Genomic DNA, 20,813 nt, shown 5'->3' on the forward strand with positions numbered 1-20,813 from the left:
AGGACGGACGACGCAAGGGAGTCGTCCCCTGGGGTGGCGAAAGGAGCCTCCCCGAGTCCTGCGGACAGGGGCGGCCCCATGCCGGGGCGAGGAGGGCGGGCCATGGTGCAGAAGGCCAAGATCCTCCTGGTCGATGACCGGCCGGAGAATCTGCTGGCGCTGGAGGCCATCCTCTCCGCGCTCGATCAGACACTGGTACGGGCATCGTCCGGGGAGGAAGCGCTGAAGGCGCTGCTCACGGACGATTTCGCGGTCATTCTGCTGGACGTTCAGATGCCAGGAATGGACGGTTTCGAAACCGCTGCGCACATCAAGCGCCGCGAGCGGACACGGGACATCCCGATCATCTTCCTCACCGCGATCAACCACGGACCGCATCACACGTTCCGTGGCTACGCGGCGGGGGCGGTCGACTACATCTCCAAGCCGTTCGACCCCTGGGTGCTGCGCGCCAAGGTCTCGGTGTTCGTCGAGCTGTACATGAAGAACTGCCAGCTCCGGGAGCAGGCGGCGCTGCTGCGGCTCCAGCTGGAGGGCGGCGGCAAGGCCATCGGCGACACCAAGGAGCCGGCGGGACTGCTCGCCGAGCTGTCGGCGCGGCTCGCCGCGGTCGAGGAGCAGGCCGAGGCGCTGTCGAAGCAGCTGGACGACGAGTCCGCGGACGCGGCGGCGGTGGCCACGGCGGCGCACCTGGAGCGCAAACTCACTGGACTGCGCAGGGCGCTCGACGCCCTGGAGCCCGGGGCGGGCAGCGGAGCGCCCTCACTGCCGTCCCAGAACTGAGGCGGACGCCCCAGATCTGAAGCAGCCGCCCCCGAATCGGGGGCGGCGCTCGGGCTTTGAGGACACGTCAGTTTTCGCCCCGTCAGTTCGCGACACGATCGGGTGAAGCAGTGGGCACACGTGTCCAAGGTCGGCTCCCCCGGTAACCTCACACCTATGGCCTCACGTCCCGCAGCCAAGAAGTCGCCCGCGAAGAAGACGGCGGCGCCGACCAAGGCTCCGGCGAAAAAGGCCGCTGCCAAGAAAGCCCCCGCGAAGGCCGCGGCCAAGAAGCCGGCGCCCAAGAGGGCACCCGCCAAGAAGGTCGTGGCGAAGAAGCCCGCCCCCAAGGCGGCGCCCAATCCGACCGGGGGCCTGTACAAGCTCGTACGCGCCCTGTGGCTCGGCGTCGCGCACAGCGTGGGGGCGATGTTCCGCGGCATAGGGCGTGGTGCGAAGGGGCTCGACCCGGCACACCGCAAGGACGGGCTCGCGCTGCTGCTGCTCGGGATCGGGCTGATCTGCGCGGCCGGTACCTGGTCCAACCTGCAGGGCCCGGTCGGCGACCTCGTCGACATGCTGGTGACCGGCGCGTTCGGCCGCCTCGACCTGCTGGTGCCGATCCTGCTCGGGGTCATCGCCGTGCGCTTCATCCGGCACCCCGAGAAGCCCGAGGCCAACGGGCGGATCGTGATCGGCCTCTCCGCGCTCGTCATCGGCGTGCTCGGACAGGTCCACATCGCGTGCGGTTCACCCGCGCGCGGGGACGGCATGCGCGCCATAAGGGACGCGGGCGGGCTCATCGGCTGGGCCGCCGCGACGCCGCTGAGCTTCACCATGACCCAGGTGCTCGCGGTCCCGCTGCTCGTTCTGCTGACCGTGTTCGGGCTGCTCGTGGTGACCGCGACGCCGGTCAACGCCATTCCGCAGCGCCTGCACCAGCTCGGCGTGAAGCTCGGCGTCGTGCACGAGGACGCGGCCTTCGCCGACGGAACGGCGGACGAGTACGACGACGAATGGCGCGACGCCACGCCCGTGCGCTCGCGCAAGCGCCCCGCGGCCCCGGCCCCGGAGTCGTACGACCCGGACCGGGCCGAGGAGGAGGCGTTCGCCAAGCGGCGCAAGTCGCGGCGGTCCGTGCAGCCCGCGATGGAGCGGCCGATGGACGCGGTCGACGTGGCCGCGGCGGCGGCCGCCGCGCTCGACGGGGCCGTGCTGCACGGCATGCCGCCGTCGCCGCTCGTCGCCGACCTCACGCAGGGCGTCTCCGGTGAGAGCAACGGCGAGAACAGCGGTGAGACGGCCACAGGGGACCGCTCGGCACCCGTACCGGGGGCCAGGGTCAAGAAGACCCCGGCGGGCGCTCAGAAGGAGCCTGAGCCGACTCCCACGTCCCTCGGCGTGCCGGACCTCACCAAGTCCGCGCCCGAGGCGAGGGGGGACCTGCCGCCGCGCGCCGAGCAGCTCCAGCTCGCCGGCGACATCACGTACGCGCTGCCCTCGCTCGACCTGCTCACCCGCGGTGGCCCCGGCAAATCCCGCAGCGCCGCCAACGACGCCGTCGTCGAGTCGCTGCAGACCGTCTTCACCGAGTTCAAGGTCGACGCGGGCGTCACCGGATTCACGCGCGGCCCCACGGTCACGCGGTACGAGATCGAGCTCGGCCCCGCCGTGAAGGTCGAGAAGATCACGGCTCTGGCGAAGAACATCGCGTACGCCGTCGCGTCCCCCGACGTCCGGATCATCTCGCCGATCCCCGGCAAGTCCGCGGTCGGCATCGAGATCCCGAACACGGACCGCGAGATGGTCAACGTCGGCGACGTGCTGCGCCTCGCGGACGCGGCCGAGGACGATCACCCGATGCTGGTCGCGCTCGGCAAGGACGTCGAGGGCGGCTACGTGATGGCCAACATGGCGAAGATGCCGCACATCCTGGTCGCCGGTGCCACCGGTTCCGGTAAGTCGTCGTGCATCAACTGTCTGATCACCTCGATCATGATGCGGGCGACGCCCGAGGACGTCCGGATGGTCCTTGTCGACCCCAAGCGCGTGGAGCTGACCGCGTACGAGGGGATCCCGCACCTGATCACGCCGATCATCACCAACCCCAAGAAGGCCGCCGAGGCGCTGCAGTGGGTCGTGCGGGAGATGGATCTGCGCTACGACGACCTCGCGGCCTTCGGCTACCGGCACATCGACGACTTCAACCAGGCGGTCAAGGACGGCAAGCTCACCACGCCCGAGGGCAGCGAGCGGGAGCTGAAGGCGTACCCGTATCTGCTGGTGATCGTCGATGAGCTCGCCGACCTGATGATGGTCGCGCCGAGGGACGTCGAGGACTCCATCGTCCGGATCACGCAGCTCGCGCGCGCGGCCGGGATCCACCTGGTCCTCGCCACGCAGCGTCCGTCGGTCGACGTCGTCACCGGCCTCATCAAGGCAAATGTCCCCTCGCGGCTCGCCTTCGCCACCTCCTCGCTCGCCGACAGCCGGGTCATCCTCGACCAGCCGGGCGCCGAGAAGCTCATCGGCAAGGGCGACGGCCTGTTCCTCCCCATGGGGGCGAACAAGCCGACCCGTATGCAGGGCGCTTTCGTCATAGAGGACGAGATCCACGCCATCGTCCAGCACTGCAAGGACCAGATGGCGCCCGTCTTCCGGGACGACGTCACGGTGGGCACCAAGCAGAAGAAGGAGATCGACGAGGACATCGGCGACGACCTGGACCTGCTGTGCGCGGCCGTCGAACTGGTCGTCTCCACGCAGTTCGGCTCGACCTCCATGTTGCAGCGCAAGCTGCGCGTGGGCTTCGCCAAGGCCGGGCGGCTCATGGATTTGATGGAATCGAGGAGCATCGTCGGACCCAGTGAAGGTTCAAAGGCTCGAGACGTTCTTGTGAAAGCCGATGAACTAGAGGGAGTGCTCGCGGTGATCCGCGGGGAGGCTCAACCTTAAGGTGATCCCCTCGAACGACGTCACCCGTACGGGCATCGGAGCAACCGTTTCCTCGTCGGCTACGTCAAGTTGAGGGGGAGGCAGCTGTGTACGTCGCCAGCGGGATGGTTGGCCATTCTGATGGCGTACAAAGTCCGACCGCCCGGTTGCCTCACCCATTCACACCCCCCCTACACTGAACCTCCAGCAGGTGGCTACACGCTCGAAAGGCGCCCCCGTGTCCATCGGCAACTCCCCTGAAGACGACCGCCCTTCGGAAGACCGTATCCCGCACGCGGACGACGACCGGCCGTCGATCGGCAGTGTCCTCCAGCAGGCACGCGTCGACGCGGGTCTGACCGTCGACGAGGTAAGCCAGTCGACCCGGGTGCGCATCCCTATCGTGCAGGCCATCGAGCAGGACGATTTCTCGCGCTGCGGTGGTGACGTCTACGCACGAGGCCACATCCGTACGCTCGCGCGTGCCGTGGGTCTCGACCCCGAGCCGCTGATCGACCAGTACGGCGACGAGCACGGTGGACGCCCCGCGCCGACGCCGGCAACGCCGCTGTTCGAGACGGAGCGGATCCGCTCCGAGCCGCGCAGGCCCAACTGGACGGCCGCCATGGTCGCGGCGATCGTCGCGGTCGTCGCCTTCGTCGGCTACACCGCCTTCAGCGGCGGCGACAGCGACGGCAGCCAGCAGCAGGCCGCCGAGGGGTCCACCCCGGCGACCGGCAAGCCCACGACGAAGAAGCCGAGCCCCAGCACCAAGAAGCCCACCGACCCGAAGCCGGATCCGACTGACAGCGCGATCGCCGCGGCCCCAGCGGACAAGGTGACCGTCAAGGTCAGCGCGGCGGACGGGCGCAGCTGGATCTCCGCCAAGGACCACAACGGGCGGATCATGTTCGACGGGCTGCTGCAGGACGGCCAGACGAAGACCTTCCAGGACAACCAGAAGATCGACCTCGTGCTCGGTGACGCGGGCAACATCCAGCTGTTTGTGAACGGCAAGCAGATCGAGGACGAGTTCAGGGCCGGGCAGGTCGAGCGGCTGTCGTACACGAAGGGTGACCCCGAGGTCGGCTGAGTCGGCGATCTTGCGGTAACCCCTCGCGGGTAGGGCTGTCAGTGGAACGAAGTAGTCTTGTTTCCATGCCCGAACGCCGTACCGTCGCACTTGTCACCCTTGGCTGCGCCCGTAACGAGGTGGACTCGGAGGAGCTCGCAGGCCGCTTGGAGGCGGACGGCTGGGAGCTCGTCGAGGACGCCGACGCAGCCGATGTCGCCGTCGTGAACACCTGTGGCTTCGTGGAGGCCGCGAAGAAGGACTCCGTCGACGCCCTCCTGGAAGCCAATGACCTCAAGGGTCATGGCAGAACGCAGGCGGTGGTCGCGGTCGGCTGCATGGCCGAGCGCTACGGCAAGGAGCTGTCCGAGGCGCTGCCCGAGGCCGATGGTGTGCTCGGTTTCGACGACTACGAGGACATCTCCGGCCGCCTCCAGACGATCCTGTCCGGGGGCAACGTGGAGGCGCATGCCCCGCGTGACCGGCGCAAGCTGCTGCCGATCAGCCCGGCCGAGCGCCAGGAGGCGGGCTCCGGGATCGCACTGCCGGGGCACGCTCCGGTGGATCTTCCCGACGGGCTCGCGCCCGCGTCCGGGCCGCGTGCCCCGCTGCGGCGGCGGCTCGACGGCGCCCCTGTGGCGTCCGTGAAGCTGGCCTCCGGATGCGACCGGCGGTGCTCGTTCTGCGCCATCCCGTCGTTCCGTGGTTCGTTCATCTCGCGCCGCCCCAGTGACGTACTGAACGAGACGCGCTGGCTCGCCGAGCAGGGCGTCAAGGAGATCATGCTGGTCTCCGAGAACAACACGTCGTACGGCAAGGACCTGGGCGACATCCGGCTCCTGGAGTCGCTGCTGCCCGAGCTGGCCGATGTCGACGGGATCGAGCGGGTGCGGGTCAGCTACCTGCAGCCGGCCGAGATGCGGCCGGGCCTGATCGACGTACTGACGGGGACCGAGAAGGTCGTCCCGTACTTCGACCTCTCCTTCCAGCACTCGGCGCCCGGCGTGCTGCGCGCGATGCGGCGCTTCGGTGACACGGACCGGTTCCTGGAGCTGCTCGACACCATTCGGGCCAAGGCCCCGCAGGCAGGTGTCCGGTCGAACTTCATCGTGGGCTTCCCCGGTGAGAGCGAGGCCGACTACGCGGAGCTGGAGCGCTTCCTGAACGGTGCGCGCCTGGACGCCATCGGTGTCTTCGGCTACTCCGACGAGGATGGCACGGAAGCGGCGACGTACGAGAACAAGCTCGACGAGGACGTCGTCGCGCAGCGTCTCGCGCGCCTGTCCCGGCTCGCCGAGCAGCTGGTGTCGCAGCGCGCCGAGGAGCGCGTGGGCGAGACCGTGCAGGTGCTCGTCGAGTCCGTCGACGAGGAGGACGGTGTCCTCGGGCGCGGTGCCCACCAGGCACCCGAGACCGACGGGCAGGTGCGCCTCACGAGCGGCGCCGGTCTGACGATCGGCCGTATGGTCGAGGCAAAGGTGGTCGGCACCGAAGGTGTCGATCTCGTGGCCGAGCCGCTGGAGATCGCTGAGGAGACGGACAGATGACCGGAGTCCCGGCGTCCGCTACGGGCGGGACCGGCAGGCCGTCGCCCGGAGGCAAGCTGGGTACTGCGGCCGTCAATCAGGCGAGCCTGTGGAACATCGCGAACATCCTGACCATGATCCGGCTCCTTCTGGTGCCGGGTTTCGTGGCGCTCATGCTGGCCGACGGCGGGTACGACCCGGCGTGGCGGGCCTGGGCGTGGGCGGCGTTCGCCGTTGCCATGATCACGGATGTTTTTGACGGGCATCTGGCGCGTGCATACAACTTGGTCACCGACTTCGGAAAGATCGCCGACCCCATCGCCGACAAAGCGATCATGGGCGCCGCGCTGATCTGTCTCTCGTCGCTCGGTGATCTTCCGTGGTGGGTGACCGGCGTCATTCTCGGGCGCGAGCTCGGGATCACGCTGCTGCGATTCATCGTCATTCGCTACGGGGTCATTCCGGCCAGCCGTGGCGGCAAGCTGAAAACGCTCGCGCAGGGCACGGCCGTCGGCATGTACATCCTGGCGCTGACCGGGCCGCTCGCGACGCTGCGCTGGTGGGTGATGGCGGTCGCCGTCGCGCTCACGGTGGTGACCGGGCTCGACTACGTGCGGCAGGCCGTCGTGCTGCGGCGCGCGGGGATCGCCGAGTCGAAGGCGGCGGCGCAGGCGTCCGCGGAGGCTGCCGAGAAGTGACGTACGAGGCGGTCGAGGCGCTGCGCCTGTTGACGGAGCGGGGGGAGACCCTCGCCGTCGCCGAGTCGCTCACCGGCGGCCTGGTGGCCGCGGAGCTCGTGGCGGTGCCGGGGGCCTCCAAGGCCTTCCGCGGCTCTGTCACGGCGTACGCGACCGAGCTGAAGCACCGGCTGCTGGGCGTCGACGCGGATCTGCTCGCCGCGCACGGGCCCGTGCACCCCGAGGTCGCACTGGCCATGGCGGCCGGGGTGCGGGAGGCGCTGGGCGCGGACTGGGGCGTCGCCACGACCGGCGTAGCGGGGCCGGAACCGCAGGACGGGCAGCCGGTCGGGACCGTGTACGTGGCCGCGGTGGGGCCTGGAGCTGATCGTTCCGAGGGCGCGGCCGATTTCGCTGGTAGCCACAAAGTGGCCGCCCTGCGGTTGAACGGCGATCGGACGGAAATCCGTATGGAGAGTGTACGGAGCGTGCTCGGACTGCTCGTCGAAGAGCTGGTCGGAGAGCAGTCCGGCGAACGTTCTGGGAAAGCGCGGGCACAGGATACGGAACAGAACGGGGGGTTTTGATGTTTGCAGCCCTGAGTGAACACGACATCGCTCCCCGCACGGCCGCGGCACGAGGCGGTACGGTGGGGCGTGAAGGATGCGGCTACGCGGTCCGAGGAGGGAGCCACCGATGATTCTGCTCCGTCGCCTGCTGGGTGACGTGCTGCGTCGGCAGCGCCAGCGCCAGGGCCGTACTCTGCGCGAAGTCTCCTCGTCCGCCCGAGTTTCGCTCGGCTATCTCTCCGAGGTGGAGCGGGGGCAGAAGGAGGCTTCCTCCGAGCTGCTCTCCGCGATCTGCGACGCGCTTGACGTACGGATGTCCGAGCTGATGCGGGAGGTGAGCGATGAGCTCGCTCTCGCCGAGCTGGCCGAGTCGGCAGCAGCGGTCCCGTCGGAGCCGGTGCCCGCACCGGTTCGTCCGATGCTCAATTCTGTCTCCGTGGCCGGCGTCCCGCCGGAACGTGTGACGATCAAGGCGCCTGCGGAGGCTGTGGACGTCGTAGCGGCGTAGCGCCTGCGCTCAGCGTTCTGGGCCCAGTTCGAATGTGGGGAAGCCCCGGCCGGGAGGATCGGTCGGGGCTTTCTGCTGCGCGTTTTCGGTGTGCGTGAGCGAGGTCCGGAGTGAGGGCCGGACCCGATGTGTCCGTAATGGTCCGTGTGTGCCATTGTTGATGGTGGTTTCGATACGGAGGTGACGTATGGACGTCGTGAAGAGCCCGCTGCCCGATGGCGATCTGAAGACTGTCGGCGAGGCGCTGCAGGGTGCGCTCGTGGATCTGGTGGACCTGTCCCTTGTGGCGAAGCAGGTGCACTGGAACGTGGTCGGTCCGCGGTTCAGGTCGGTGCACCTTCAGCTGGACGAGGTCGTGGACACCGCGCGGCAGCACTCCGACACGGTGGCCGAGCGGGCCTCGACGCTGGGTGTCCCGCCGGACGGTCGCGCGAAGACCGTCGCGGACACCAGTGGCGTGGGAGTGGCCCCCGAGGGCTGGGTGAAGGACACGGACGCGGTGGGGACGCTCGTGGACGCGCTCGGCGCGGTCATCGCGCGGATGCGCGCGCGGGTGGACGCGACCGGTGAGGCGGATCCCGTGAGTCAGGACCTCTTCATCGGGATCACGGCCGACCTGGAGAAGCATCACTGGATGTTCCAGGCGGAGAACCGGGGCTGAGAGTCCCGGTACCTCGGCGCCCCGCGTGCTCCTGGGCGTGGCGCCGGCGGCTCGGGGCAGATTGGCTGTGGTCGTGGTCCGTGGTCCGTGGTCCGTGGTCCGTGGTCCGTGGTCCGTGGTCCCGGAGGTCGTCGGGCGGAGGTGAGCGGTCGGTGGCATGGGCTGGATGGCGGATGCTCCGGTGGGCGCCGGCTGTCGTGTGCGGGGCGCTGTGGTGGTGGGGCGCCCTGCGGCTCGCCTTCGCGCCGGGCGCCGGGATGTTCGAAGGGGCGCTCGTCGCCGGCGGCTGGGGACTGAGCCTGCTGCCGGTGCACGCATTGCCGAAGGCGCGCGCGGCCGGTGTGGCCGGGGCGCCCGGGCGGCACGGTGCGCGGCGCGTGCGGACACGGGCCGTGCGCGCCGGGCGCGAGGCCGCCGGCGGGGTGTGGCGGCAGGTCACCAGGGCATGGCGACGCCCCCGTTCGGGCGGAGGATCTGGCCCGTCGTGAACGACGCGGCGTCCGAGGCGAGGTGGAGCACCGCGTGCGCGATGTCCTCCGCCTCGCCGACCCGGCCGAGCGGTGACATGCGCACCATCAGGGACTCGGTGTGGGCCTGCGCGCTCTCGTCGTGGCGGGTCGTCATCGGTGTACGGATCCAGCCCGGCGCCACCGCGTTGACGCGGATGCCGTGCGAGCCGATCTCCGTGGCGAGCGTCTTCGTGAGCTGGACGACGGCGGCCTTCGCCGCGCCGTAGCAGAGCAGCCCCGGGCCGCCGGTGTCGATCGCGCCGGAGGCCATCGTGACGATGCTGCCGCGGGTGCCGGCCGCGATCATGGTGCGGGCCGCTTCCTGGCACGCGTACAGAACACCCTTGAAGTTGATCGCGAGCACGCGGTCCAGGTCCTCTTCGCGGGTCTCCAGGACCGTGCTGTTGTGCATGACCCCGGCGATGGCGGCCATGATGTCGAGGCCGCCGGAGGTGGCGCTCGCGCTCGCGACGGCTTCCGCGATCTGGGCGTGGTCGGCCACGTCGACGGTGTGGGTGTGGGCCGTGCCGCCGCTCTCCTTGATGAGGGCCGCGGTCTCGTGCAGGCCCTGTGCGTCGCGGTCGGCGCAGTGGACGGTGGCTCCAGCCTGCGCGAGGAGTGTCGCCGACGCGCGGCCGATGCCGCTCGCCGCGCCGGTGACGAATGCGGTGCGTCCGGTGAGGTCGTACGCAGTGAGGGGCATGCAGGGACCGTACGAGGTTGTCTGACGGGTCGTCAATTGTCGTGCGGTGGTTGTGTTCTGTGGCTGTGAGGGGGTGGTGTGTGGGTCGGCCAGGCGGTGTTGTGTGGTCGGCTACGGGGCGTTGTTTGGATCAGGCCGGACCTCGTGAGCCCAGTCTGATCCGCACGACAGGCCCTACGCCGTGGGAGCCGGGCCCTGTTGGCAGTGCGAGCACCAGTACGTGGGGCGTTCGCGGGAGCCGTCGCCCTGGTCGGCCGCGCGGATGGGGGTGCGGCAGCGCAGGCAGGGGCGGTGGGAGCGGCCGTAGACGTAGAGGCGTTCGTCGGGGCGGGGGCGGCCCGTGGTGACGCGGGCCGGGCGGTCGCGGTTGGCCTCGAGCAGCTTCTTCGCGAGGAGGGGGAGGCGGCCGGAGGTCTCGGCGGGCAGCTCGCCGACCGGGAGCCACGGGGTGACGCGCAGGAGGAAGCAGAGCTCGGACTTGTAGATGTTCCCGATGCCCGCGAGGTTGCGCTGGTCGAGGAGGGCCTCGCCGAGGGGACGGGTGGGGTCGGCGAGGAGGTTGCGCAGCGCGGTGTCCGGATCCCAGTCCGGGCCGAGGAGGTCCGGGCCCAGGTGACCGACGGCCTTGGACTCCTCGGTGGTGCGCAGCAGTTCCAGGACCGGGAGCCGGTAGCCGACCGCGGTGCGGGTCTCGGTGCCGAGGATCGCGCGGATCTGGTGGGACGGACCGCCGCGCCAGCGCTCGCCCGGCGCGTAGACCTTCCACGAGCCGTCCATCCGCAGGTGCGAGTGCAGGGTGAGGCCGCCCTCGATGCGGGTCAGCAGATGTTTGCCGCGCGGGGTGACGTCCAGGACCGTGCGCCCGGTGAGGTCTGCCGTGGCGTACCGGGGGACACGCAGGTCGGAGCGGGTGAGCACCTGGCCCGCGAGGGCGCTGTGCAGCCGCTTCGCCGCCTGCGCGACCGTGTCTCCTTCGGGCATGGGGTCAGGGTAGGCCGGTGTGGGGGCGGAGTGGGCGGGGCGCGGTGCAACGACACGGGGCTCTGCCCCGGACCCCGCTGCTCAATCGCCGCAGGGGCTGAAATGTGGGCCCGGCGGGGCCAGGGATTGGTGTCACGCGCGCAGGCGCAGGCCGCGCGGTGTCGCGTGGAATCCGGCTCCTTCCAGGAGAGGGGCGTACGGGGAGGTGAGCGCGGATTCCGCGTTGACGCGCTCGACCGTGATGGTGCCGAGGGCGCCGGAGCGGGCCGCCTCGGCGAGCGCCTGCGCGGCGGCGGGCACGCGGGGGTCCTCCGCCAGCTGGGCGGGGGTGAGGGCGGGGCTCGGGGTGCGCGCTCCGGTCGCGGTGCCGGCCGCTTCGGAAGCCTGGGCGCCGTGGGCCGGGTCGGACGCGGACCAGGCAAGGAGGGTCTTGCCGCCGCGCTCCATGTAGAGCGTCAGCTCGCCGTCGACCAGGACCACCAGGGAGCCCGCCTTGCGCCCCGGCTTGTGCCCGGGCTTCTGGCCCGCGCCGGTGGGGGGATCGGGCCAGGGCAGAGCGGCCCCGTACGCGTTGGCCGGATCGGCCGCCGCCAGGACGAGGGCGCGGGGCGCGGTGGTCCTGCCCTTGCCGGTGGGGGCGTCGACCGGGGCGTACGGATCCGGGGGTGCGGAGCCGCGCTCCTGCGCGTTCGCCGCCGCGCGCAGGCGGTCCACGGCGCCGTCCATCGCGAACTGGGCCGCGCCGAGACCCTCCACCACGTAGCCACGCCGTGCCTGGCCACTCTCCTCGAAGACGGACAGGACCCGGTACGTCGCCGAGAACCCGCCCTCGACGCCTTCGGCGGCCACCGCTCCCCGGGTGACCACTCCGTGGCGGTCGAGGAGCGTGCGGGCCAGGGTGTGGGCGCGCACGGTCGGGTCGGGCTCCGGGCCGGGCAGCAGCGACCAGCGTCCCGCGACCGTGGGCGGACCGGTGCGTGACGTGGGCCGGGCGCCCGCCGTGAGGCCTCCGTAGCGGCCGCGCGGCACGGCTCTTCGGGCCCGGTGCGCGGTGGAGCCCGCGGTGCGGCCGGAGCCGAGGACGGCGCGCATCGGGGCCAGCGTGTCGTTCGTGAGGCGGCCCGACCAGGCCAGCTCCCAGAGGGCGTCGGCCAGTTGGGGATCGGTGACCTCGAAGGGGGTGCCTCTCTGGCCCTCAAGGCCTTGGGCGGGAGGGGCGGCGCGGACCTGGTCGGCGACCTGGCGGAAGAACAGGCCGTAGCCGCCGGAGAGCGCGTCCAGGACCGCTTGGTGGAGTGGCGTGAGCTCCAAGGGGTGCGGGGGCGGGAGGAGCAGCGGGGCCGTGTCGGCGAGGTAGAGGCTGACCCAGCCGTCCTTGCCGGGCAGCGAGCCCGCACCGGCCCACAAGACCTCGCCGGATGCCGTGAGTTCGTCGAGGAGCGCGGGCGCGTAGCCGGAGACGCGCGAGGGCAGGACGAGCTTTTCCAGGGCGGAGGCGGGTACCGAGGCGCCCTGGAGCTGCTCGACCGCCCGGACCAGGCCGTCGACCCCGCGTAGGCCGTGCCCGCCCACGTGCTGCCACTGGGGCAGGAACTGGGCGAGCGCCGCGGGCGGCACCGGTTCCAGCTCATGGCGCAGCGCGGCCAGCGAGCGGCGGCGCAGCCTGCGCAGGACCGTGGCATCGCACCACTCCTGGCCGATGCCCGCGGGGTGGAACTCGCCCTGTACGACACGGCCGTTGGCCGCCAGGCGCTGGAGTGCGCCCTCCGTGACCGCGGAGCCGAGGCCGAAGCGGGCCGCCGCCTGCGTGGAGGTGAACGGGCCGTGTGTGCGGGCGTAGCGGGCCAGGAGGTCGCCGAGCGGGTCCTTGACCGGCTCGGTGAAGGCTTCGGGGACACCGACCGGAAGCGCTGTGCCCAGGGCGTCGCGCAGGCGGCCCGCGTCCTCGATCGCCGCCCAGTGCTCGGTGCCCGCGATCCGCACGCGGATGGCGCGCCGGGCGCCCGCCAGGCTCTCGGCCCAGCCGGTCTCGGCGCCCCGCTCGGCCAACTCCTCTTCCGTGAGCGGTCCGAGCATGCGCAGCAGGTCCGCGACGCCCTCCGCGTCCTTGACGCGACGGTCCTCCGTGCGCCACTGCAGCTCTTGTTCAAGCTCGGTAAGGACCTCCGCGTCGAGCAGCTCGCGCAGCTCGGCCTGGCCGAGGAGCTCGGCGAGCAGGCGGGAGTCCAGGGACAGCGCGGCCGCGCGGCGCTCGGCCAGCGGGGAGTCGCCCTCGTACAGGAACTGCGCCACGTAACCGAACAGCAGCGAGCGGGCGAAGGGGGAGGCCTCCGGGGTGGTGACCTCGACGAGGCGGACCTTGCGGGACTCGATGTCGCCCATCAGCTCGGCGAGGCCCGGTACGTCGAAGACGTCTTGGAGGCACTCGCGAATCGCTTCCAGGACGATGGGGAACGAGCCGAACTCGCTCGCCACCTGGAGCAGTTGGGACGCGCGCTGGCGCTGCTGCCACAGCGGGGTGCGCTTGCCGGGGTTGCGGCGGGGCAGCAGCAGCGCGCGGGCGGCGCACTCGCGAAAGCGCGAGGCGAACAGGGCGGAGCCCCCCACCTGGTCGGTGACGATCTGGTCCACGTCACCCTTGTCGAAGGCGACGTCGGCCGCTCCGATGGGGGCCTGCTCGTCGTCGTACTCCATGCCCGGCTTGGTGGGTTCCTGGTCGAGGAGGTCCAGGCCCATCAGGTCGGCGTCCGGGAGGCGCAGCACGATGCCGTCGTCGGCGTGCATCACCTGGGCGTCCATGCCGTACTTCTCGCTGAGCCGGGCGCCGAGGGCCAGCGCCCACGGAGCGTGCACCTGGGCGCCGAACGGGGAGTGGACGACGACGCGCCAGTCGCCCAGCTCGTCCCGGAACCGCTCGACCACGATCGTGCGGTCGTCGGGGATGTGGCCGCAGGCCTCGCGCTGCTCGGCGAGGTACGACAGCACGTTGTTCGCCGCCCACTCGTCGAGTCCCGCCTCCGTGAGGCGCACGCGCGCGTCGTCGGGCTTCTGGGAGCCGACCTCGCGCAGGAACGCGCCCAGCGCACGGCCCAGTTCGAGCGGGCGGCCCAGCTGGTCGCCCTTCCAGAAGGGGAGGCGGCCGGGGACGCCAGGGGCGGGCGAGACGAGGACGCGGTCGCGCGTGATGTCCTCGATGCGCCAGGAGCTGGTGCCGAGCGTGAACACGTCCCCGACCCGGGACTCGTAGACCATCTCCTCGTCGAGCTCTCCGACGCGGCCGCCGCCCTTCTTGGGGTCGGCTCCCGCGAGGAAGACTCCGAAGAGGCCGCGGTCGGGGATCGTGCCCCCGGAGGTGACGGCGAGGCGCTGCGCTCCGGGGCGGCCCGTGATCGTGCCGGCGACGCGGTCCCAGACGACGCGAGGCCGAAGCTCGGCGAAGGCGTCGGAGGGGTAGCGGCCCGCCAGCATGTCGAGCACGCCCGTGAACGCGGACTCGGGCAGCGAGGCGAAGGGGGCGGCGCGGCGGACCAGCGCCAGCAGGTCGTCGACCTGCCAGGTGTCCAGGGCCGTCATCGCGACCAACTGCTGGGCGAGCACATCCAGCGGGTTCGCCGGGAGGCGCAGGGATTCGATGGCGCCCGAACGCATGCGCTCGGTCACGACCGCCGACTGCACCAGGTCACCCCGGTACTTCGGGAACACGACGCCCGTGGAAACCGCGCCCACCTGGTGGCCCGCACGGCCCACGCGCTGCAGGCCGGACGCGACGGACGGGGGCGACTCCACCTGGACGACGAGGTCGACCGCGCCCATGTCGATGCCCAGCTCCAGGCTCGACGTGGCGACCACGGCGGGGAGCCGGCCCGCTTTCAGGTCCTCCTCGACCAGCGCGCGCTGCTCCTTGGAGACCGAGCCGTGGTGGGCGCGCGCGATGACCGGGGGAGCGCCCTTCGCGGCGCCCGATTCCGCCATCAGCTCGGCCGGGGAGTGGTCCTCGGGAAGGGGCTCGCCGGTGGCGCGCTCGTAGGCGATCTCATTCAGGCGGTTGCACAAGCGCTCGGCCAGGCGGCGGGAGTTGGCGAACACGATCGTCGAGCGATGGGCCTCGATCAGGTCCGTGATCCGCTCCTCCACGGAGGGCCAGATCGAGGGGCGCTCGGCTCCCTGGTCGGAATCGGCCACCGGGGAGCCGCCGAGCTCGCCGAGATCCTCCACGGGGACGACCACCGACAGGTCGAACTCCTTGCCGGACGGCGGCTGGACGACCTCCACCCGGCGCTGCGGCGAGAGATAGCGCGCCACCTCGTCGACCGGCCGGACCGTCGCGGACAGGCCGATGCGGCGGGCCGGGCGTGGCAGCAGCTCGTCGAGCCGCTCCAGGGAGAGGGCCAGGTGGGCGCCGCGCTTGGTGCCCGCCACCGCGTGCACCTCGTCCAGAATCACCGTGTCGATGCCCGCCAGCGCGTCGCGCGTGGCCGACGTCAGCATCAGGAACAGCGACTCCGGCGTCGTGATGAGGATGTCCGGCGGGCGCGTGGCCAGCGCGCGGCGCTCGGCGGGCGGGGTGTCGCCGGAGCGGATGCCGACCTTCACCTCGGGCTCGGGCAGGCCCAGGCGGACGGCCTCCTGGCGGATACCGGTGAGCGGGCTGCGCAGATTGCGCTCCACGTCCACCGCGAGGGCCTTCAGCGGGGACACGTACAGCACCCGGCAGCGCTTCTTCGGGTCGGCCGGAGGGGGTGTCGACGCGAGCTGGTCGAGCGCGGCGAGGAACGCGGCGAGCGTCTTGCCCGAGCCGGTGGGCGCGACGACCAGCACGTCCGAACCCTCGCCGATCGCTTTCCACGCGCCTGCCTGTGCGGCTGTGGGCGCGGAGAAGGCCCCCGTGAACCAACCACGGGTCGCGGGGGAGAAGCCACTGAGGGCCTGCGGGGCGCTGTGGGCCCCTTGCCTGGACCTGACCATGCCCCCATCCTGCACCCCACCACTGACAATGGCGGTGAGCTGCGGAAACGGGGTGGTTCGTCGAGGGTGGCTGACGCAGAATGGGGCCATGGCTCGGACAGCGGGGCAGGGCGAATGGGCGCGGCACTGGCGCTATGAGCGGCTGCCGGGGCTCGACCTGCTGCGGGCCCGCTACGTCCGGCACACCTTCCCGCGCCACAGCCACGACGGCTTCGTGATCGGCGCGGTCACGCGTGGGGTCGAGGCGGTCGGCCTGGCCGACGGCACCTTGCACGCCGGGCCCGGCAGCGTCGTGCTGCTCAATCCGGAAGTGGCGCACACGGCGCGGGCGGGCGGGCCCGACGGCTGGGCGTACGCCACGCTCTATCCGTCAGCGGACGTCGTCGCCGAGATCGCAGCCGAGACCGGCACGGTGCGCGGCACCGCGGTCTTCGGTGAACCGATCGTCACCGACCCAGGGGCCTCGCAGATGATCAACGAGGTGCACAGAGCGGCGGAGGAGGGCAACGCGCTGGCCGCCGACAGCCTCCTCAGGGTCGTGCTCGCGCGGCTGCTCCGGGCCCACGGGTCCTCCCTCGCGGCGCGGCCCCGGCGGTCCGCGGGGTCCACGGCCGCGGACCGCGCGCGCGAAGTCCTCGAAGAGCGTCTGGCGGACCCGCCGTCCCTGGAAGCCCTCGCGGCCGAGCTCGGCACCAGCCCCTTCGCGCTGCTGCGGGCCTTCCGCGACGCGTACGGGATGCCGCCGCACACCTGGCTCACCAACGCGCGGGTGCGCATGGCACGGCGGCTCCTGGAGGCGGGGACGGCGCCCGCCGATGCCGCTGTAGCCCTCGGCTTCACCGACCAGCCGCACCTGAACCGGCACTTCACCCGGATCGTCGGGGTGCCGCCGGGCGCGTACCAGCGCGAGCGCAAGAACGTACAAGAACAGGACCCGTCCCTCCTCGTACCGTGCGAGGCGTGGCAGACAAGACAACACCCACAGACATACGTAGAGCAGAGGCCAAGCCTCCCGAGCCCGCCGAGCAGTCGACCGAGTTCTTGCTCGAATCCGAGGCCGAGCCCGGGGCCGGGGCCGAGACCGGGCGGGCCGACGCGGTAGGCAAGCCGGACTCCGCCGTCGTCCGTGACGCGCTCGGTGTCGGAGTCGCCGTAGGTCTTTCCGGGTTCGCCTTCGGGGTGACTTCGGCGGGGAGCGGGCTCAGCGTGCTGCAGACCTGCGCGCTCAGCCTCTTGGTCTTCACGGGGGCGTCGCAGTTCGCGCTCGTAGGGGCGCTCGCGGCCGGCGGTAACCCGCTCACCGCCGCCGCGGGAGCGTTCTTCCTGGGCGTGCGCAACGCGTTCTACGGACTGCGCCTGTCCCAGTTGCTCGCTCTTCCGCGCGCGGTGCGGCCGTTCGCCGCGCACTGGATCATCGACGAGACATCGGCCGTCGCGCTGGCGCAGCCGACGCGGCGCGGCGTGCGGCTCGGTTTCACCGTCACAGGACTGACCCTGTACGTGCTGTGGAACCTCACCACGCTGGTCGGTGCCCTGGGCGCCGAGGCCATCGGTGACACCGATGCCTGGGGCCTCGACGCGGCCGGGCCCGCGGTGTTCCTGGCGCTGCTCGCGCCGATGCTGAAGTCCACGACGGACCGCGCCGTCGCCGGGCTCGCCGTCGTTCTGATGCTCGGACTGCTGCCCGTGCTGCCGGCCGGGGTGCCCGTGCTCGTGGCCGCGCTCGCCGCCCCGGCCGTGCTCTACGTAGAGGGACGCCGCCGCGCCGCGGCCTCCAACGCACAACAAGGAGAAGACCGTTGAACGTCTGGATCGCCATCGCGGTCACCGCGGTCGGCTGCTACGCCGTGAAACTGATCGGTCTGCTGGTGCCCGCGGGCGCCCTGGAACGGCCCGTGGTGAAGCGTCTTGCGGCCCTGCTCCCGGTCGCTCTGCTGGCTGCCCTCACGGCCCAGCAGACCTTCGCGGACGGGCGCGTGCTGGTCCTCGACGCCAGGGCGGCCGGGCTCGCCGCGGCCGCCGTCGCGCTCGTGCTGCGGGCGCCGTTCCTGGTGGTGGTCGCGGTGGCCGTGGCGGTCACCGCGGGGATGCGGGCCCTTACGGGGTGACCTGGTGCGCGGGGAGGGCGGCCGGGGTCTCCGGGACGCCGAGCTGCCCCGCCGTGCGCTCGGGGCGGCAGAAGACGGCCGCGAGGACACCGCCCGCCACCAGGAGGGCCGCGGTCAGCAGCCAGCCGTGCTCATAGCCCGCCGACACGGTGGCGGCGCCGTCCACCAAGCGCCCCAGGACGAGCGGCGAGACGATGCCCCCGAGGGCGTACACGCACGTCAAGACGCCCAGGACCGTGCCCCGTTGGACCGGGGGCGCGATCCGGGAGCACGCCGTCGCCGCGACCGTGAGCATCACCATGGCGAGCGCCATCGGACCCAGCATCATCGGTACCTTCACGACCTGGGAGTCGGACAGGCCGAACAGAGCGGTGGCACAGCCCGAGAGCGCGACAAGGAGGCCGGCACCCGCGCCTACAGGGAAGCGGGGCGGCGTGCCTCTCAGGGCCGAGCGCCGAGCCAGCAGGCCGTGTACCAGGAGGACGGCACCATGGGCGACGGCACCGGCGCCGACCATGGTGCTCGCCTGGTGCAGATTCCAGCCCATGACGTTCTCCATGTAGTCCGGCGCCCAGGTGAGCGTCGCACTCATCGACCAGTAGGCGGCGAACGAACCGAAGGCCGCGGTCAGGAACGTGGGCGACAACAGGATGCGGCGCAGCGGCACCGTGACGCTGTCCTGCGGTGCTTGCTCCGCCTCCTTGCCGACGCTCGGGGCCAGGGGGCCCTCCTTGCCCCACAGGAACCACACCGCCGCCCAGACAAGGCCGGCCAGACCCACCGCGCCGAACGACCAGCGCCAGCCCCAGTGGGTGATCACCCGGCTCAGGGCGGGCGCGGCCACCGCGACCCCGGCCGCGGCGCCGACGAGCAGCAGCGCGGTCGGCAGAGCCCGCTCGCGCTGCGGAAACCAGCCGTGCACGTGATGCATCGCGACCGGCGACGCCGGCCCCTCGGCGGCGCCGAGAAGGACGCGGGTGGCCACCAGCGCGCCGAAGCCCGCCGCGCCCCACAGCATCGGCAGCTGCGCCGCAGACCACAGCAGGGCGAGCCCCAGGAGCAACGGCGTCGTGCGCACTCGCTTCGTGAGGGCCGAGACGCCGAGGGCTGCGACCGAGAACAGCGCGAAGAACGCCGACTGCGCGGTGCCGAACTCCTGGCGGGTGATGCCGAAGTCCGCCCGGATCTCGGGACCCGCGAGCCCCAGGACCGCCTTGTCCGCGAAATTCACCACCATGAAGGCGAGCAGCAGCCATGTGGTGCGCCATGCCCCGCGCATCAGCAGCATCCGTCCTCGTCGTCGACCAGGCCGACACTGATCGCGCCTCCGGCCCGCTTGCGGCCCTCGGGGGAGCGCGTCAACTCCGTGGCCACGTCCGTGCCTTCGGCCACCGCGGCGGACTCGGCGGCCGCCCAGGCGTAGACACCGCGCGCCATGGTCGAGGTCTCCTTGCCCGCCCGCTGCGCGTACACCTCGGCACGCGTGCGTGCCACCTCGGGATCCGTGGGGGCCGCCAGGGCCGCCGTCTCCGCCAGATGCGAGGCCAGCCGTGCTTCGCCCGCGGCGAGCAACTCCCGTGCCCGCTCGGCCAGTGCCACGGCGCCGCCCGCCGCGCGCGCGTACTCGGCCGCGACGGCCGCCTCCGGAGCAGGCTTGAGGTGGGCCGGGTTCTGGTCGTACCAGCCGCCCCACAGACGCCACAGGTTCCGCACCACGAACTCCGGCTCGTCATAGGCGGGGTGGAGGTACGGGCGGGACAGGAGTTCCTCGGGGACCTTCACCTCGTGGATGACCGTGTCGAGCCGGTGACCCGCGTTCATCAGCTCCCGCGTCTGCTCGCAGAGCGACTCCAGGAAGCGCGCGGTGTCGTCCAGGGCGCGGTTCACGCGTTCGACGCCCATGATGGGCACGCCGTGGCCCGGCAGCAGCAGCTCCGCGCCCAGCTCCTGCATGCAGCGCAGGGCCCGCGCCCAGTCCTCGGGGTAGCGCTGCACCTTCTGGGGATTGCCCGCGTTCGGCGTGTTCCAGATGAACAGATCGCCGGTGCACAGGGCCTTGAGCTCCGGCACCCATACGTAGGTGTGGTCGTCGGTCTCCCCGCGCGCGTGGACGAGTTCGAATGTGAGCTCGCCGCGGTGGAAAGTCAGCCGGTCCCGGTAGACGGTGTCCGGGTAGCGGTACGTGGTGGGCCACTCCAGGGAGGGCACACCGAACTGCCGCCGGTTGATCCACGAGTTGTAGCCGGCCGTCCGGATGTAGCGGTCGAAGCGGGCGGACACGGCCTCGTGCGCCACCACCTCGGGGCGCCCGGTGCCGGTTTGCTCCGCCTCCTTGTCGAAGGGGAACACTCCGAAGACGTGATCCACGTGCCCGTGCGTGTACACCACGGAGTGCACAGGACCCGCCCCGAACCCCTTGACCGCCGTGTGCAGTTGCGCCGCCGTACGGAAGTCGCCCGAATCGACGAGCACCGCGCCGTCACCGGTGTCGAAGACCGTCACGTTGGCGAAGGCGGGGAAGAAGCCCACCCGCGGGCTCAGCCGCACCAGCTCGTCCCCCGTGTAGGTGCCCGAGAGATGCGGAAGCAGCGTCTCCGACCCCTGCCAGACCCGGTCCGCGTAGGCGGCGTAGTCCACCGGCTTCCGCGCGGCCGCCTCCGGTGCGGTGTTGTGCTCGGTCATGGGCGCGGCTCCTCCGGGTAGGGGTGGTTCCTCGGCGTTCCCCGAGTCAAGGCGCACAGGGAGGCCCGGAACAGCGCTCGGCGTCACATCCCGCTTGCCCCAGAGCTGTGACGCGTCACAATGGGGCGCCCAGTAGCCGATGTCGGTGGAGGCCAC

At 71.6% G+C, this 20,813-nt stretch carries 17 protein-coding genes; 12 read left to right on the forward strand and 5 right to left on the reverse strand.

Features of this window, described 5'->3' with window-relative positions:
* Positions 1-102: 102 nt before the first annotated feature.
* The 9 genes from OHA73_RS31175 (at position 103) to OHA73_RS31215 (ending at position 9,197) form a co-directional block, all read left to right on the forward strand.
* Positions 103-783 carry a response regulator gene (locus OHA73_RS31175; RefSeq protein WP_266714902.1) on the forward strand — a complete coding sequence of 227 codons (681 nt, stop codon included), beginning with the start codon at positions 103-105 and terminating at the stop codon, positions 781-783.
* Positions 784-939: 156 nt separating this feature from the next.
* Positions 940-3,717, forward strand: coding sequence for a DNA translocase FtsK (locus OHA73_RS31180; RefSeq protein ID WP_327656675.1), 2,778 nt, complete (start codon positions 940-942; stop codon positions 3,715-3,717).
* A 217-nt stretch (positions 3,718-3,934) separates the two neighbouring features.
* Positions 3,935-4,789: a helix-turn-helix domain-containing protein gene (locus OHA73_RS31185; protein WP_266714904.1), complete on the forward strand. Its 855-nt coding sequence runs from the start codon at positions 3,935-3,937 to the stop codon at positions 4,787-4,789.
* Positions 4,790-4,854: 65 nt separating this feature from the next.
* On the forward strand, positions 4,855-6,315 hold the full coding sequence (rimO, locus tag OHA73_RS31190) for a 30S ribosomal protein S12 methylthiotransferase RimO (RefSeq protein WP_266714905.1): 1,461 nt from the start codon (positions 4,855-4,857) through the stop codon (positions 6,313-6,315).
* Positions 6,312-6,992 carry a CDP-diacylglycerol--glycerol-3-phosphate 3-phosphatidyltransferase gene (gene pgsA / locus OHA73_RS31195; protein WP_266714906.1) on the forward strand — a complete coding sequence of 227 codons (681 nt, stop codon included), beginning with the start codon at positions 6,312-6,314 and terminating at the stop codon, positions 6,990-6,992. The genes rimO and pgsA overlap by 4 nt, the downstream gene beginning before the upstream one ends.
* On the forward strand, positions 6,989-7,558 hold the full coding sequence (locus tag OHA73_RS31200) for a CinA family protein (RefSeq protein ID WP_327656676.1): 570 nt from the start codon (positions 6,989-6,991) through the stop codon (positions 7,556-7,558). The genes pgsA and OHA73_RS31200 overlap by 4 nt, the downstream gene beginning before the upstream one ends.
* A gap of 109 nt (positions 7,559-7,667) precedes the next feature.
* A complete protein-coding gene (locus OHA73_RS31205) occupies positions 7,668-8,048 on the forward strand; it encodes a helix-turn-helix domain-containing protein (RefSeq protein WP_188336490.1) in 381 nt (126 codons plus the stop codon).
* Between the two features lie 187 nt (positions 8,049-8,235).
* Positions 8,236-8,709 (forward strand): Dps family protein, encoded by a 474-nt coding sequence (locus tag OHA73_RS31210; RefSeq protein WP_266714908.1) that lies wholly within the window; start codon positions 8,236-8,238, stop codon positions 8,707-8,709.
* A 173-nt stretch (positions 8,710-8,882) separates the two neighbouring features.
* A complete protein-coding gene (locus OHA73_RS31215) occupies positions 8,883-9,197 on the forward strand; it encodes a hypothetical protein (RefSeq protein WP_266718921.1) in 315 nt (104 codons plus the stop codon).
* Here the strand turns inward: OHA73_RS31215 and OHA73_RS31220 are convergent.
* The 3 genes from OHA73_RS31220 to OHA73_RS31230 form a co-directional block, all read right to left on the reverse strand.
* On the reverse strand, positions 9,145-9,921 hold the full coding sequence (locus OHA73_RS31220; protein WP_266714909.1) for an SDR family NAD(P)-dependent oxidoreductase: 777 nt from the start codon (positions 9,919-9,921) through the stop codon (positions 9,145-9,147). The genes OHA73_RS31215 and OHA73_RS31220 overlap by 53 nt on opposite strands.
* 174 nt (positions 9,922-10,095) lie before the next feature.
* Complete coding sequence (locus tag OHA73_RS31225) at positions 10,096-10,902, reverse strand: Fpg/Nei family DNA glycosylase (protein WP_327656677.1); 807 nt, start codon at positions 10,900-10,902, stop codon at positions 10,096-10,098.
* A gap of 132 nt (positions 10,903-11,034) precedes the next feature.
* Complete coding sequence (locus tag OHA73_RS31230) at positions 11,035-15,867, reverse strand: ATP-dependent helicase (RefSeq protein WP_327656678.1); 4,833 nt, start codon at positions 15,865-15,867, stop codon at positions 11,035-11,037.
* Positions 15,868-15,955: 88 nt separating this feature from the next.
* Here OHA73_RS31230 and OHA73_RS31235 point away from each other — a divergent pair, with 88 nt between their 5' ends.
* The 3 genes from OHA73_RS31235 to OHA73_RS31245 are packed head-to-tail and all read left to right on the forward strand — an operon-like array spanning position 15,956 to position 17,975.
* Entirely contained in the window at positions 15,956-16,969 is a 1,014-nt protein-coding gene (locus OHA73_RS31235) for an AraC family transcriptional regulator (protein ID WP_266714912.1), read from the forward strand.
* Positions 16,909-17,670 (forward strand): AzlC family ABC transporter permease, encoded by a 762-nt coding sequence (locus OHA73_RS31240; RefSeq protein WP_327656679.1) that lies wholly within the window; start codon positions 16,909-16,911, stop codon positions 17,668-17,670. The genes OHA73_RS31235 and OHA73_RS31240 overlap by 61 nt, the downstream gene beginning before the upstream one ends.
* Positions 17,667-17,975 (forward strand): AzlD domain-containing protein, encoded by a 309-nt coding sequence (locus OHA73_RS31245; protein WP_266714914.1) that lies wholly within the window; start codon positions 17,667-17,669, stop codon positions 17,973-17,975. The genes OHA73_RS31240 and OHA73_RS31245 overlap by 4 nt, the downstream gene beginning before the upstream one ends.
* Here OHA73_RS31245 and OHA73_RS31250 read toward each other — a convergent pair.
* Both OHA73_RS31250 and OHA73_RS31255 read right to left on the reverse strand, forming a co-directional pair.
* Positions 17,965-19,263: an MFS transporter gene (locus OHA73_RS31250; RefSeq protein ID WP_327656680.1), complete on the reverse strand. Its 1,299-nt coding sequence runs from the start codon at positions 19,261-19,263 to the stop codon at positions 17,965-17,967. The two genes, OHA73_RS31245 and OHA73_RS31250, sit on opposite strands and share 11 nt — an antisense overlap.
* The gene (locus OHA73_RS31255; RefSeq protein WP_327656681.1) at positions 19,254-20,657 is read right to left on the reverse strand and encodes an alkyl sulfatase dimerization domain-containing protein; all 1,404 of its coding nucleotides are present in this window, start codon (positions 20,655-20,657) and stop codon (positions 19,254-19,256) included. The genes OHA73_RS31250 and OHA73_RS31255 overlap by 10 nt, the downstream gene beginning before the upstream one ends.
* Between the last annotated feature and the right edge of the window lie 156 nt (positions 20,658-20,813).

The organism is Streptomyces sp. NBC_00483 (assembly GCF_036013745.1).
Taxonomy (GTDB): Bacteria; Actinomycetota; Actinomycetes; order Streptomycetales; family Streptomycetaceae; genus Streptomyces.